15 protein-coding genes are annotated in these 12,551 nt (G+C 73.0%); 8 read left to right on the forward strand and 7 right to left on the reverse strand.

Annotated elements, in window-relative coordinates; genetic code table 11:
- The first annotated feature begins 13 nt into the window (after nt 1-13).
- From IE305_RS07240 to fabF, 3 genes are all read left to right on the forward strand, one after another.
- Nucleotides 14-1,045 (forward strand): ketoacyl-ACP synthase III, encoded by a 1,032-nt coding sequence (locus tag IE305_RS07240; protein WP_190128596.1) that lies wholly within the window; start codon nt 14-16, stop codon nt 1,043-1,045.
- Nucleotides 1,046-1,150: 105 nt separating this feature from the next.
- On the forward strand, nt 1,151-1,399 hold the full coding sequence (locus tag IE305_RS07245) for an acyl carrier protein (RefSeq protein WP_190128597.1): 249 nt from the start codon (nt 1,151-1,153) through the stop codon (nt 1,397-1,399).
- A 69-nt stretch (nt 1,400-1,468) separates the two neighbouring features.
- Nucleotides 1,469-2,731: a beta-ketoacyl-ACP synthase II gene (fabF, locus tag IE305_RS07250; RefSeq protein ID WP_190128598.1), complete on the forward strand. Its 1,263-nt coding sequence runs from the start codon at nt 1,469-1,471 to the stop codon at nt 2,729-2,731.
- Between the two features lie 79 nt (nt 2,732-2,810).
- Here fabF and IE305_RS07255 read toward each other — a convergent pair whose 3' ends face one another.
- Nucleotides 2,811-3,305: a DUF3145 domain-containing protein gene (locus IE305_RS07255; RefSeq protein WP_190128599.1), complete on the reverse strand. Its 495-nt coding sequence runs from the start codon at nt 3,303-3,305 to the stop codon at nt 2,811-2,813.
- 299 nt (nt 3,306-3,604) lie between these two features.
- On the opposite strand from IE305_RS07255, the gene IE305_RS07260 reads away from it, so the two are divergent.
- Complete coding sequence (locus tag IE305_RS07260; protein ID WP_229890676.1) at nt 3,605-4,519, forward strand: SGNH/GDSL hydrolase family protein; 915 nt, start codon at nt 3,605-3,607, stop codon at nt 4,517-4,519.
- 196 nt (nt 4,520-4,715) lie between these two features.
- Here IE305_RS07260 and IE305_RS07265 read toward each other — a convergent pair whose 3' ends face one another.
- A complete protein-coding gene (locus IE305_RS07265) occupies nt 4,716-5,522 on the reverse strand; it encodes an MgtC/SapB family protein (protein ID WP_229890677.1) in 807 nt (268 codons plus the stop codon).
- 121 nt (nt 5,523-5,643) lie between these two features.
- Between IE305_RS07265 and IE305_RS07270 the strand changes: the two genes are divergently transcribed.
- Nucleotides 5,644-6,927 carry a PA0049 family protein gene (locus tag IE305_RS07270; protein ID WP_190128601.1) on the forward strand — a complete coding sequence of 428 codons (1,284 nt, stop codon included), beginning with the start codon at nt 5,644-5,646 and terminating at the stop codon, nt 6,925-6,927.
- A gap of 12 nt (nt 6,928-6,939) precedes the next feature.
- Here IE305_RS07270 and IE305_RS07275 read toward each other — a convergent pair whose 3' ends face one another.
- From IE305_RS07275 to IE305_RS07285, 3 genes are read right to left on the reverse strand one after another with little or no spacing between them, the layout of a single operon-like run.
- Nucleotides 6,940-7,788, reverse strand: a complete 849-nt coding sequence (locus IE305_RS07275) for an EI24 domain-containing protein (RefSeq protein ID WP_190128602.1) — start codon at nt 7,786-7,788, stop codon at nt 6,940-6,942.
- A gap of 43 nt (nt 7,789-7,831) precedes the next feature.
- Nucleotides 7,832-8,269: an organic hydroperoxide resistance protein gene (locus tag IE305_RS07280; RefSeq protein WP_190128603.1), complete on the reverse strand. Its 438-nt coding sequence runs from the start codon at nt 8,267-8,269 to the stop codon at nt 7,832-7,834.
- Between the two features lie 41 nt (nt 8,270-8,310).
- Nucleotides 8,311-9,324, reverse strand: a complete 1,014-nt coding sequence (locus tag IE305_RS07285) for an NADP-dependent oxidoreductase (protein ID WP_190128604.1) — start codon at nt 9,322-9,324, stop codon at nt 8,311-8,313.
- Nucleotides 9,325-9,410: 86 nt separating this feature from the next.
- On the opposite strand from IE305_RS07285, the gene IE305_RS07290 reads away from it, so the two are divergent.
- Complete coding sequence (locus IE305_RS07290) at nt 9,411-9,911, forward strand: MarR family winged helix-turn-helix transcriptional regulator (protein WP_190128605.1); 501 nt, start codon at nt 9,411-9,413, stop codon at nt 9,909-9,911.
- 73 nt (nt 9,912-9,984) lie between these two features.
- Here the strand turns inward: IE305_RS07290 and IE305_RS07295 are convergent, their stop codons facing one another.
- The gene (locus IE305_RS07295; RefSeq protein ID WP_190128606.1) at nt 9,985-10,500 is read right to left on the reverse strand and encodes an isochorismatase family protein; all 516 of its coding nucleotides are present in this window, start codon (nt 10,498-10,500) and stop codon (nt 9,985-9,987) included.
- Nucleotides 10,501-10,610: 110 nt separating this feature from the next.
- On the opposite strand from IE305_RS07295, the gene IE305_RS07300 reads away from it, so the two are divergent.
- Together IE305_RS07300 and IE305_RS07305 are read left to right on the forward strand one after the other, a co-directional pair.
- Entirely contained in the window at nt 10,611-11,216 is a 606-nt protein-coding gene (locus IE305_RS07300) for a hypothetical protein (RefSeq protein WP_190128607.1), read from the forward strand.
- Between the two features lie 194 nt (nt 11,217-11,410).
- A complete protein-coding gene (locus tag IE305_RS07305; RefSeq protein WP_190128608.1) occupies nt 11,411-12,043 on the forward strand; it encodes a class F sortase in 633 nt (210 codons plus the stop codon).
- A gap of 18 nt (nt 12,044-12,061) precedes the next feature.
- Here IE305_RS07305 and IE305_RS07310 read toward each other — a convergent pair whose 3' ends face one another.
- On the reverse strand, nt 12,062-12,487 hold the full coding sequence (locus IE305_RS07310; protein ID WP_190128609.1) for an OsmC family protein: 426 nt from the start codon (nt 12,485-12,487) through the stop codon (nt 12,062-12,064).
- Nucleotides 12,488-12,551: the final 64 nt, after the last annotated feature.

Below are 12,551 nucleotides of genomic sequence, written 5' to 3' on the forward strand. Positions count from 1 at the left end.
AGCCCGTAACAGCATGTCGAAGATCAAGCCCGGCAAGGGTTCCCCGTACGCGCGCATCCTGGGCGTCGGTGGCTACCGGCCGACGCGTGTGGTCCCCAACGAGGAGATCCTCCAGCACATCGACTCGTCCGACGAGTGGATCCGGTCCCGTTCCGGCATCGCCACCCGGCACTGGGCGGGCCCGGAGGAGACCGTGGCCGAGATGTCGCTGGAGGCGGCCGGCAAGGCGATCGCCAATGCCGGCATCTCCGCGCAGCAGATCGGCGCGGTGATCATCTCCACCGTCTCGCACTTCAAGCAGACCCCCTCCATCGCCACGGAGATCGCCCACCGGCTGGGCACGGAGAAGGCCGCGGCCTTCGACATCTCGGCCGCCTGCGCCGGCTTCGGCTACGGCCTGACGATCGCCAAGGGCCTGATCAGCGAGGGCAGCGCGGAGTACGTGCTGGTGGTCGGCGTGGAGCGGCTGTCGGACCTCACCGACGTCACCGACCGGTCGACCGCGTTCCTCTTCGGTGACGGCGCGGGCGCCGTCGTCGTCGGCCCCTCGGCGGAGCCCGCCATGGGCCCCACGGTGTGGGGCTCCGAGGGCGACAAGGCCGACACCATCACGCAGACCGTCGCCTGGGACCGCTTCCGCGTCGGCGACGTGGCCGAGCTGCCCGTCAGCGAGGACGGCGAGCTGAAGTTCCCGGCCATCCGGCAGGAGGGCCAGACGGTCTTCCGCTGGGCCGTCTTCGAGATGGCCAAGGTGGCCCAGCAGGCGCTGGACGCCGCCGGCGTCAGCCCCGAGGACCTGGACGTCTTCATCCCGCACCAGGCGAACATGCGGATCATCGACTCGATGGTGAAGACGCTGAAGCTTCCCGAGAACGTCGTGGTCGCGCGCGACGTGGAGACCACCGGCAACACCTCCGCGGCCTCGATCCCGCTGGCCATGGAGCGGATGCTGGCGACGGGCGCCGCCAAGAGCGGTGACACCGCGCTCATCATCGGCTTCGGGGCGGGTCTCGTGTACGCCGCGACGGTCGTTACCCTCCCCTAGGCGAGATCCACGGGATCCACCGCGATCCACCGGACCCCCGGGCCTCGCCCCCGAGCAGTTCCCTTTCATCAGATCCACCGCACAAGGAACAGAAGGAGCGCCGCAATGGCCTACACCCAGGATGAGATCGTCAAGGGTCTCGCCGAGATCGTCAACGAGATCGCCGGCATCCCGGTCGAGGAAGTCAAGATCGACAAGTCCTTCACCGACGACCTCGACGTCGACTCCCTGTCCATGGTCGAGGTCGTCGTGGCCGCCGAGGAGCGCTTCGACGTCAAGATCCCGGACGAGGACGTCAAGAACCTGAAGACCGTCGGTGACGCCACCGACTACATCCTGAAGCACCAGGGCTGATCACCTGCGTTTCGTCGCCACCCCAGCGGTGGCGGTTCCAGCACCTCTACTCGTGGAGACAGAATTCCTGTGAATCCGACCAATCGCACCGTGGTCGTCACCGGTATCGGCGCAACCACACCGCTGGGTGGCGACAGCGCATCGACCTGGGAAGGGCTCCTCGCCGGCCGGTCCGGCGTCAAGCCTCTTGAGGGAGAACGGTTCGCCGAGCTCCCGGTCCGTATCGCCGCCCCGGCGGCGGTCGACCCCGAGTCCGTCCTGCCCCGGCCGCTGGCCCGCAAGCTGGACCGTTCGGCCCAGCTGGCGCTGATCGCCGCGCGTGAGGCGTGGGCCGACGCGGGCTACACCGCCAAGGCCGGCGAGGACTCCAGCATCGCCCCCGAGCGGCTGGGCACCGTCATCGCCTCCGGCATCGGCGGCGTGCACACCCTGCTCGACCAGTACGACGTGCTGAAGGAGAAGGGCGCCCGGCGCGTCTCCCCGCACACCGTGCCCATGCTGATGCCCAACAGCCCCTCCGCCAACGTCGGCCTGGAGGTGAACGCCCAGGCGGGCGTGCACACCCCGGTCAGCGCCTGTGCATCGGGCGCCGAGGCGATCGGCTACGCCGTCGAGATGATCCGCACCGGCCGCGCCGACGTCGTGGTCGCGGGCGGCACCGAGGCGGCCATCCACCCGCTGCCCGTCGCGGCGTTCGCCAGCATGATGGCGATGTCGAAGAACAACGACGAGCCGGAGAAGGCCTCCCGCCCCTACGACAAGGCGCGCGACGGCTTCGTGCTGGGCGAGGGCGCCGGCGTGGTGATCCTGGAGTCGGCCGAGCACGCCGCCCGGCGCGGCGCGCGGGTCTACTGCGAGGTGCTGGGCCAGGGCCTGTCCGCGGACAGCCACCACATCGCGCAGCCCGAGCCGACCGGCCGTGGCATCGCCACCGCGCTGCAGAACCTGCTCGACAACACCGACCTCAAGCCGAGCGAGGTCGTGCACGTCAACGCGCACGCCACCTCGACGCCGCAGGGCGACACCGCCGAGATCAAGGCGCTGCGCAAGGTCCTGGGCGACGACCTGGACCACGTCGCGGTGTCGGCCACCAAGTCGATGACCGGCCACCTGCTGGGCGGCGCGGGCGGCGTGGAGACGGTCGTCACCGTGCTCGCGCTCAAGCACCGCCTGGCCCCGCCGACCATCAACATCGACGAGCTGGACGAGGACATCGACGCGGACATCGTCCGCGACGAGCCGCGCCCGCTGCCGGAGGGCACCATCGCCGCGCTGAACAATTCGTTCGGCTTCGGCGGCCACAACGTGGTCCTGGCGCTGCGCACGATCTGACGCGTTCCGTGTGTGTACGGGCCCGGCCCGGCCCCCGCGAGGGGGCCGGGCCGGGCCCGTTCCCGCTCAAGTCGTCCGCTCAGACGACCTGGTGCAGCCAGCGCACGGGGGCGCCCTCGCCGGCGTGCCGGAACGGCTCCAGCTCGTCGTCCCAGGGCTTGCCCAGCAGTTTGTCGACCTCGGCCTGGAGCTCGGTCTCGCCCCGGCGGGCGCGGGCGAGGGCGGCGCGCAGCCGGTCCTCGGGGACGAGGATGTCGCCGTGCATGCCGGTGACGGCGTGGAAGATGCCGAGGCCGGGCGTGGAGCTGTAGCGCTCGCCCTCGGCGGTGGCGCAGGGCTCGGCGGTCACCTCGAAGCGCAGCAGGTGCCAGCCGCGGAGGGCGGAGGCGAGCTTGGAGGCGGTGCCGGGCCGGCCCTGCCAGGACAGCTCGGTGCGCCAGGTGCCGGGCGCGGCGGGCTGCCGGATCCAGTCGAGGGTGACGCGCGCACCGAGGACGCCCGTGACCGCCCACTCGACGTGCGGGCACAGTGCGCGCGGCGCGGAGTGCACATACAGAACGCCACGTGTCGTCACCGGGACCTCCTGCGCGGTTCGAGGTTCGCCTTCCTCAGCTGCCTCGCAGCCGTCAACGCGGACACACTGCCCCAATGACCACTCCCGCATCGGCGCGCGAGGTTACCAACAGTAAACACCATCGGGATTGATTCTCCGGAAAAGAGACACGATGTGACGTGTTGTGATGTGGTGTCGCCGCGGAGCGAAAGATGCCGGAGCCTTCCGGTCATCCTGGAGCAAAGCTACCGCGCGGGGCGTCCGACAGGGTGACGTACCGTCGGTCCAGGACAGTTGTCACCGGCCGGATGGGGGAAGAGATGGGCACCAACGGGCGACGGGAGACGGCGCGGGCGAGGTGGCGACGGCGGCCGGGACGGCTGCGGAGCGCCGTCGCGGCAGCCGTGTCGCTCGCCCTGGTCGCCTTCGGCGCCACGGCGTGTGACGACGGCGGGGGGAAGGACACCGCGCGCCCGAGCCACAGCCCCCGGCCCGCGTGGAACACCCGCCCGCAGTCCCTGGCCTCCCTGGGCGACTCCATCACCCGGGGCTTCGACGCCTGCTCGGTCCTCGCCGACTGCCCGGAGGTCTCCTGGGCCACCGGCACCCAGATCGACAGCCTCGCCCGCCGGCTGCTGCCCTCCCCCGAGACCACCAGCTGGAACTACGCCCGGACCGGCGCCCGGATGGCCGACCTGCCCGACCAGATGCGGGCGGCCGTCACCCACCGGCCGCAGCTGGTGACGGTCCTGGTCGGCGCCAACGACGCCTGCCGGCCCGACGTCGCCGCCATGACGGCCGTCGACTCCTTCCGCGCCGACTTCGAGAAGTCCCTCGCCGTGCTGCGCCGGGCCCAGCCCACCGCGCAGGTCTACGTGGCGAGCATCCCCGACCTCAAGCGCCTGTGGGCCGAGGGCCGCAAGAACTCCCTGGGCAAGCAGGTGTGGCGGCTGGCGTCCATCTGCCCGTCGATGCTGCGCGACGCCGACGCCTCCGACCCGGTGGCCGAGCAGCGCCGCGCCGCCGTGGACGAGCGGGTACGGGCGTACAACGCCACGCTCAAGGCGGTCTGCGCGCGCGACGTGCTGTGCCGCTACGACGACGCGGTGCACGGCTACGGCTTCACGGGCCAGGAGCTGAGCCAGTGGGACTGGTTCCACCCCAGCCGCAAGGGCCAGGGCGAACTGGCGGGCCTGGCGTACCGCACCATCACCGCGGACCGGCCGCTGACCTGACGGGGACGGGGCGGGTGCAGGGGTGGGGCGGGGCCTGTCAGGTGGCCCCGCCCGCGTGCCCGGCGACCTCATGGCGGTGAGGGGCCGGGACTCGACGGGCGCCGGGCGACCGTACCCTCGCCCCGGACGGCCGACGCCCTGCCCGCACCGTATCCGATGAACGCGCCGGTTCTCCAAGCGAGTTCACCCGCGCGGGTCACTCCGTGCTGTCGCCGTACGTGCGCAGGCCGACGGCGAGGACGCCCTCCCAGTTGGTCAGTTCCTCCACCAGGGGGTGCGCCGAGGCACGGCCCTCCAGGGACAGCACCACACCGGCCGCCTTCAGCTTGCCCCGGGCCCCGCCGGGCCCCTCACCGGCCTCGCCCTCGGCCCGGATGCTCACGTCGGTGACCCGGAACCCGCGGTCGGTGCACAGCTTCAGCACCTGCCGCAGCACGCCGCTCCGCGTCCGGTACGACAGCCGCAGCTCGACGCGCTCGGTGCCGGGCGCGTGCGCCAGCCGGCGGGTCAGCACCGGGAAGCCCCGCACGACCAGGAAGTGGACGAGGGTCGCGGCGCCGCCCAGCAGCGGCAGGCCGCCGCCGCACGCCATGCCGACCGCGCAGGTCAGCCAGATGGTGGCGGCCGTCGTCAGGCCGCGTACGGCGTCGCGGCGCACGAAGATCAGGCCGCCGCCGATGAAGCCGATGCCGGAGACGATCTGGGCGGCCACCCGGGAGCCGTCCAGGCGGGAGGCGGACAGCTCGGGCAGGGCACCGAAGCCGTGGATCGACACCTCCATGAACAGGGCGCTGCCCACCCCCACGAGAGTGTGGGTACGCAGTCCGGCGCTCTTCTGCTGGAGCTCGCGCTCCAGGCCGATGAGGGAGGAGAGGAGCAGGGCCAGCGACAACTCGGCCATCTGCCGCATGCCTTGACCGGTGCCGGGGTCGAACAGCGGGGCGGCGAGGAGTCGTCGGGGAGTAGGTATGAGCGGGTCCGCGAGCATCTGCTGAAGGCTCATTGCGTCATTGTGGCCTGAATTCGACGGCCATCAGGGGGAATTGGCGAGGAGGGGGCCGCTCGGCCGGACGGGACCTACCGGATGGGACGACACAGTGGTTTCCTTCCGCCTCATGACACCCATGCATCGTTCACCCCTGGTACGGCTCGGTGTGCTCGCCGCCGCGCTGCTCGCCTCCGCCCCGCTGACGGTGGGCGGCCCGGCGTCCGCCGCGGCCGCGCCCGGCGCGGCCCCCACCGTGGAGGAGGAGCGGCTCACCGGCCCCGTGCCGCAGGAGATCCTCCGCCGCAGCGGTTTCGACGAGGTCGCCCCCGCCTTCGCCCGTGCGCTCGCGGGCGCCCGTTCCCTGCCGGAGGCCCGGCAGGTGGCCACCGACCACGGGCGGCGGCTGTGGCGGCGGGCGGTGGACCGCGTCCAGGGCCGCGGCCCGGCGGGCGGCGACCTGAGCCGGGACGACGACCGGCCGCTGTACTGGGCCCGGCTGGGCATGACCCGGGCGCTGCGGGCATGGCAGCCCTCGTTCCGACTGGCCGAACGCGACCGGGCCGCGCTGGTCGCCGTGGTGGAGCGCGGCTCGCGCGGGCAGGACTCGGTGGAGCTGCCCGAGGGCCGGGGGGTACGGCGCGTTCTGGTCACCGGTTTCGACCCGTTCCAGCTCGACTCCGACGCCCGCCGCTCCAACCCGTCGGGCGCGGCGGCCCTCGCCCTGGACGGCACCACGATCACCACGGCCTCGGGCCCGGCGCGCGTGGAGGCGGTGGTCTTCCCCGTGCGCTGGACCGACTTCGCCGAGGGCACGGTGGAGCGGACGCTGCTGCCGCACTTCCTGCCCGGCCCGCGGCGGGTGGACCTGTTCACCACGATCAGCCAGGGCCGGCCCGGCCGCTTCGACGTCGAACGCACCAACGGCGCCTGGCGCGGCGGCTCCCCGGACAACGCCGGCCTCTCCCGCACCGGCACCGTGCCCGTACCGCGCGACGTGCCCACCGTGCACCCGCAACCGCAGTGGACGACGACCAGCCTGCCGTACGCCGCGATCACGGCCGCGGCCACCGGCCCGTTCCCCGTCCACGACAACACCGCCGTCACGGAGATCCCGGCCGGCGGCACCGACCCGGTCGACCGCGAGGACGGCCCCACCCCCGGCTCCACGGCCCGCGCCGGCGGCGGGGGCGACTACCTCTCCAACGAGATCGCCTACCGCGCCACCCTGCTCCGCGACGCCGTGGGCCTGCACGTCCCGGGCGGCCACCTGCACACCCCGGTCCTGCGCTTCGCCGGGGACAACACCGACCCCGCAACGGGCCGGGTGACCGACCCCGAATTCGTCCGCAACCGGGAGGCCATCACCGCCCAGATACGGTCGGTCCTGACGGTGGCCGTGGAGAACACGCCGCAGCGCTAGAACGCCGGATCGCTAGAAGGGCCGGGCGGCGTTCTCGTAGGAGGCGGGAGGGACCGGACCACGGGCGGCGGCGTACGGGTCCGGTCCTTCCCCGCCCTCCCCCTCCGCCTCGCCCTCCGGGCCCGTCTCCCCCAGCAGATCGCGGGCCAGCAGGGTCGCACCGGCCACTGCGCCCGGCATGAGGAAGACCGCGACCACCGGGATCAGGAACAGCAGGGCCAGCGGGACGCCGAAGCCCAGGGTGAGGAGGGGGCGGGAGCGGAGGAGGCGGAGACGGGCTCGGAGAGGCACCGAGCGGCGCTGGAGGGCCACGGCGGTGAGTTCCTCGGTGAGGAAGAACGCCGAGACGCAGAAGCCGATCACGGGGACCACGGTCTGGCCGATGACGGGCACGAAGCCCAGGGCGAAGAACAGCACGCCCCACAGCGCCACCCGCACGACCACCGCCAGGCTCTCCCGTGCCGAGATCCACAGCTCCCGCCACAGCGGCAGCCCGGACTCGGGGACCTCCCCGCCCTCGGTACGGTCCACGCGCTCGGACAGCGCCTCGTAGAAGGGCTGCCCGACGAGCAGCGTCACGGCCGTGAACGACACCAGGGCCAGGAGCAGGCAGCCGCCGAAGAACACGACGGTCAGCCCGCCCCGGAACAGGCCCTGCCAGGGCGAACCCCAGTCGTCGGCGAACGGGGTGGCCCAGGCCACCGCGTCGTCCGCGCCCAGGACGAGCGCGACCAGCGCCGCCCCGTAACCGACGAGGGTGATCAGACCGGGCAGCAGCCCGAACCCCCACTGCCGCCGGTGCCGGCCCACCCAGCGCTGTCCCCGGCCAAGGTATGTCACGCCCCGTGCAAGATCTCGCATGCGGCGAAGCGTAACCGCTGGTGACAGCTGCTCCGTGCGGGTGTCAGGCGACGTCGACCGTGACCTCTATGTTGCCGCGGGTCGCGTTGGAGTACGGGCACACCTGGTGGGCCTTCTCCACGAGCGCGCGGGCCGTCTCCCGGTCGACGTTCGGGATGGAGGCGGTCAGGGCGACGGTGAGGCCGAAGCCGCCCTCCGGGGTCTTGCCGAGACCGACGCGGGCGGTGACCGTCGAGCCGGAGATGTCGGCCTTCTCCTGACGCGCCACCACACCGAGCGCGCCCTGGAAGCAGGCGCTGAAGCCGGCGGCGAAGAGCTGCTCGGGGTTGGTGCCGGCGCCGCTGCCGCCCAGCTCCTTGGGCGGGTTGACGACGACGTCGAGCTTGCCGTCGTCGCTGGCGACGCGGCCGTCGCGGCCGTTCTCCGCGGTGGCGACGGCGGTGTAGAGGACCTCTACCGGCTGGATCCCGGTCGTGGACATGCGTGTCTCCTCGGTGGAATGAGAGGGGGAAGCAGGGGGCGTCAGAGAGTGACGATCATCTTGCCGGTGTTCTCACCGCGCAGCATGCCGAGGAAGGCGTCGACCGCGTGGTCGACACCGTGCACCACGGTCTCGCGGTAGGTGAGCTCGCCGGAGCGGATCCAGCCGCCGACCTCCTGGAGGAACTGCGGCTGCAGCGCACCGTGGTCGCCGACCATCATGCCCTGCATCCGGATCCGCTTGCCGATGAGCAGCGGCAGGTTGCTCGGGCCGGGCGTCGGCTCGGTGGCGTTGTACTGGGCGATGAGGCCGCAGACGGTGATGCGGCCGTGCACGTTGAGGGTGGAGATGGCGGCTTCCAGGTGCTCGCCGCCCACGTTCTCGAAGTAGACGTCGATGCCTTCGGGCGCGGCCTTGCGCAGCTGCTCGAGGACCGGGCCGTCCTTGTAGTTGAAGGCGGCGTCGAAGCCGCCCTCCTCCAGCAGGTAGCGGACCTTCTCGGCGGAGCCGGCGCTGCCGATGACGCGCTTGGCGCCCTTGAGCTTGGCGATGCGGCCGACGAGGCTGCCGACGGCACCGGCGGCACCGGAGACGAAGACGGTGTCGCCCTCCTTGAAGGAGGCGACCTCCAGCAGGCCCGCGTAGGCGGTCAGGCCGGGCATGCCGAGCACGCCCAGGTAGGCCGAGAGGGGCGCCAGGTCGGGGTCGACCTTGGTGGCGTGGGCGGCGTCGACCAGTGCGTACTCGCGCCAGCCCAGGCCGTGCAGCACGTGGTCGCCGGGCGCGAAGCCCTCGGCACGCGAGGCCACGACCTCGCCCACCGCGCCGCCTTCCATGGGGGCGTCGAGACGGAAGGGCGGGATGTAGGACTCGCGCTCGTCCATCCGGCCGCGCATGTACGGGTCGACGGACATGTGCACGTTCCGCACGAGGATCTGACCCTCACCCGGCTCGGTCACGGCGACCTCGCGCAGCGCGAAGTCCTCGGGATTGGGCCAGCCCAGGGGGCGGGCGACCAGGTGCCACTCACGGCTCGTGGCGGGGATGGCGGACATGAGCGACCTCCAAAAGCTTCAGGTTCTGAAACAATAATTGCCTCGATATTTCAGCATGTCAAGTTTTTTTTCTGTAACCTGTTCCCATGACTTCCACGCCTCCCGCCCCCGGCGCGCCCACCGCCGACGCCCTCACCGTCGAGGTGGTCGAGCTCCTCGGCACCGTTGTGGCGCGCTACCACGAGGAGTACGAGGAGGCCGCCGGACAGCACTCCCTCACCGGCGCCCAGGCCCGCGTCCTGGCCCTGCTCTCCCGCGAGCCCCTGCCCATGCGGCGCATCGCCCAGCAGCTCAAGTGCGAGCCGTCCAACGTCACGGGCATCGTCGACCGCCTGGAGGGCCGCGGCCTCGTCGAGCGCCGCCCCTCCCCCGAGGACCGCCGCGTCAAGCTCGCCGCCGTCACGGAGCAGGGCCGGCAGACCTCCGCCCGCCTCCGCGAGTCGCTGGACTTCGCCCGCGAACCGCTGGCCGGCCTCACCACCACCGAGCGCACGCTCCTGCGCTACCTCCTCCAGCGCATGCTCGGCCTGGACGCCGCCCCGCCGGCCGAGCACCCCGAGTACGCGGAGCACGCCGAGCACCCGTAGACGTGCGCGGAGACGCACCCGTAGCCCCCCGAGTACCCGTATCCCGCGCGCCTACGCGCGCGAAGCGCGGCGCCTACGCCGGGAGGCGCAGCTCGGCCGCCGTCACCACCCGGCCCAGGCGCGGCATGTCCAGCGTCACCGACGCCCGGTGCTCCTCGGCCGTCAGCGCACTCATCGCGTCCTCGACGAACAGCAGCTCATAGCCGTGATCGGCCGCCGCCCGCGCGGTCGACTCCACCCCCAGGCTGGTGGCGACACCGGCCAGGACCAGCGTGGTCACGCCCCGCGCCCGCAGCTGCGCGTCGAGGTCCGTGCCGTGGAAGGCGCCGATGGTCCGCTTGACCACCTCCACGTCCCCCGGCTCGGCGATGCCGGCCCGCAGCCCGCTGCCCGGCGGCTGCTCCGCCGGCCCCGGACGCTCCACCCGTACGACCACCACCGGCGCCCCCGCCTTGCGGAAGGCACGCGCCAACCCGGCCGCCCGCTCGGCCACTTCGTCCCCGGTCCGGGGTGCGAGCGGCAACGCCAGGAGGCGTTCCATGAGATCGACGAGAACGAGGGCGGTGCGCCGGGGGTCGATTTCCGTCATGGCCAGACCGTACCGGCCGACGACACGCCGTGGGTGGCCTCCGGGCCAGCTCACGGCCGACGACCGGTGAAGCTTGCGCGGACAACGGACACATGCGCCACGATGGCCCCATGACACCGGCTCCCCTCCACCGGCCCGCCGCGGACCACACCTTCGGGCCCCTGGAGTTCCAGCTCGTCCTGCTGCGCAGGATGGCCGACCACCAGCCCGGCCTCGTCGAGGACGCCCTGCGCGAACTCGGCGTCGGCCGCGCCGAGATGCGCGAGGCCAACCGCCGCTGGCAGGCGATGCTGCGCTCGCCGCGCGCCCGCGGGGCCGGCGCCCGCTACCGGTCCGTGCTGGGCCCGCCCGAGACCACCGGCGAACGCCGCGTCGGCGACCTGACCTTCGAGGCCGCCACCTGGCGCATACCCCTCTGGCCGGACCTGCGCTTCGAGGTGCTCTCCGCACCCGGCGGCGCCGTGTGGAACGAATGGCTGGTGCGCGCGCCCGGCGCACCGCCGGCCGAGCCGCGCACGGTGGCCGAACTGCGCCCCTGGTCGTGCACCGTCGACGAGGTCGCGCGGGCCTTCGCCCCCGCACGCCCCATGGAAGGCACCGCACCCACCCGCTGGCGGCTCGCCTTCACGGCGCCCGACGCCTCCGGCACGCCCCGCGAGCATGTGGCGGAGTTCACCTGGGGCCTCTTCCAGCGCCTCGTCGACCCGGTCCCGTAACGACCGAATCGCGTAACGACCGATTCCGTAACGACCGGTCCGTAACGAAGCGCGCCCCCGCCCCACCCGTCACCCGGCGTACGACGCGTACGTCACCGCGCGCCGCCGCCTCCGACTTCCGGCGGACCCCGGCGGACCGATACTGGCCGATCGGCCGAGGCGCCGGGCCGCGCCGCCTCCCTACGGTGGAGGCCATGCCCGCGTGTCCCGGCCGTCCCCGCCGTACCCGCCCCCGCCGCCGGATCCCGGCCGTGGCCCTCCGGCCCGGCGCGGGCGTCCTGGGCGTCCTGGGCGTCGTCGTGGTGGCCGGGCTGCTGGCCGGCGTGCTCACCGCCTGTGCGCCCGGCGGCGGCACGGGCAAGGTCATCGGCGGCCCCGCGCGGCCCGACGAGCCGTCCCGCATCCGCATACCGTCGCTCGGCGTCGACAGCCCCCTCATCCGGCTGCGGGCCCAGCGCGACGACACCGTGGGCGTCCCGCCCACCGAGAAGGCCATGACCGCCGGCTGGTACACCGGCAGCGCCCGGCCCGGCACCCCCGGCACCGCGGTCGTCGTCGGCCACGGCCCCAGCCACGACGGCAGGGGCGTTTTCCACGACCTGGACCGGGTGCACGAGGGCACCGTGATCGACATCGAGCGCGGCGACGGCGTGGTCCTGCACTTCACCGTGACCGGCACCGAGAGGACCGCGCACGGCGCCCTCTCGGCCCGCCGCCCCGCCGCCACCGCGCAGCGGCAGCTGCAGCTGGTCACCTGCGCGGGCGAGCGGGCGGCCGGGCACGGCCCGGCCGAGAGCCTCGTGGTGAAGGCCGCGCTGAACGACTGAGGAGAGCCGGACCGCCGCTCAGGCCAGTTCGGCGGCCAGCGTGATCGTCGTACCGGTCAGGGCCTGGCTCACCGGGCAGTTCTTCTTGGCGTCCTCGGCGGCCGCCGCGAACCCCTCCTCGTCCAGCCCCGGCACCGTACCGCGCACCGTCAGGTGGATGCCGGTGATGCCCTCACCGGGCTGGAACGTCACCTCCGCGCTGGTCTCCAGCCGGGTGGGCGGCGTGCCCGCGCCCGTCAGGCCGTGGGAAAGCGCCATGGAGAAGCAGGCCGAGTGGGCGCCCGCGATGAGCTCCTCCGGGCTGGTCTTCCCGTTGGCCTGCTCGGCCCGTGAGGGCCAGGACACGGGGAAGTCGCCGATTCCGGACGACTGGAAGCTGACGACACCGCTGCCCTTGACGAGCTCGCCCTCCCAGACGGTGGTCGCGACGCGGTTGGTGGCCATGGATCTCCTCCACAGGAAGCTGGTCGCCCAGGAACCGGTCCACAGGACGCGGCCCGGGGGACCG

The organism is Streptomyces mashuensis (assembly GCF_014654785.1).
Lineage (GTDB): Bacteria > Actinomycetota > Actinomycetes > Streptomycetales > Streptomycetaceae > Streptomyces > Streptomyces mashuensis.

Bases quoted from the DNA above. Each gene is read 5' to 3' on its own strand.
- IE305_RS07245 (WP_190128597.1), top strand. From the start codon at position 1,151: ATGGCCTACACCCAGGATGAGATCGTCAAGGGTCTCGCCGAGATCGTC.
- IE305_RS07290 (WP_190128605.1), top strand. From the start codon at position 9,411: ATGACTTCCACGCCTCCCGCCCCCGGCGCGCCCACCGCCGACGCCCTC.
- IE305_RS07305 (WP_190128608.1), top strand. From the start codon at position 11,411: ATGCCCGCGTGTCCCGGCCGTCCCCGCCGTACCCGCCCCCGCCGCCGG.
- IE305_RS07270 (WP_190128601.1), top strand. From the start codon at position 5,644: ATGCATCGTTCACCCCTGGTACGGCTCGGTGTGCTCGCCGCCGCGCTG.
- IE305_RS07275 (WP_190128602.1), bottom strand. From the start codon at position 7,788: ATGCGAGATCTTGCACGGGGCGTGACATACCTTGGCCGGGGACAGCGC.
- IE305_RS07310 (WP_190128609.1), bottom strand. From the start codon at position 12,487: ATGGCCACCAACCGCGTCGCGACCACCGTCTGGGAGGGCGAGCTCGTC.
- IE305_RS07285 (WP_190128604.1), bottom strand. From the start codon at position 9,324: ATGTCCGCCATCCCCGCCACGAGCCGTGAGTGGCACCTGGTCGCCCGC.
- IE305_RS07295 (WP_190128606.1), bottom strand. From the start codon at position 10,500: ATGACGGAAATCGACCCCCGGCGCACCGCCCTCGTTCTCGTCGATCTC.
- IE305_RS07260 (WP_229890676.1), top strand. From the start codon at position 3,605: ATGGGCACCAACGGGCGACGGGAGACGGCGCGGGCGAGGTGGCGACGG.
- IE305_RS07300 (WP_190128607.1), top strand. From the start codon at position 10,611: ATGACACCGGCTCCCCTCCACCGGCCCGCCGCGGACCACACCTTCGGG.
- IE305_RS07280 (WP_190128603.1), bottom strand. From the start codon at position 8,269: ATGTCCACGACCGGGATCCAGCCGGTAGAGGTCCTCTACACCGCCGTC.
- IE305_RS07265 (WP_229890677.1), bottom strand. From the start codon at position 5,522: ATGAGCCTTCAGCAGATGCTCGCGGACCCGCTCATACCTACTCCCCGA.
- IE305_RS07240 (WP_190128596.1), top strand. From the start codon at position 14: ATGTCGAAGATCAAGCCCGGCAAGGGTTCCCCGTACGCGCGCATCCTG.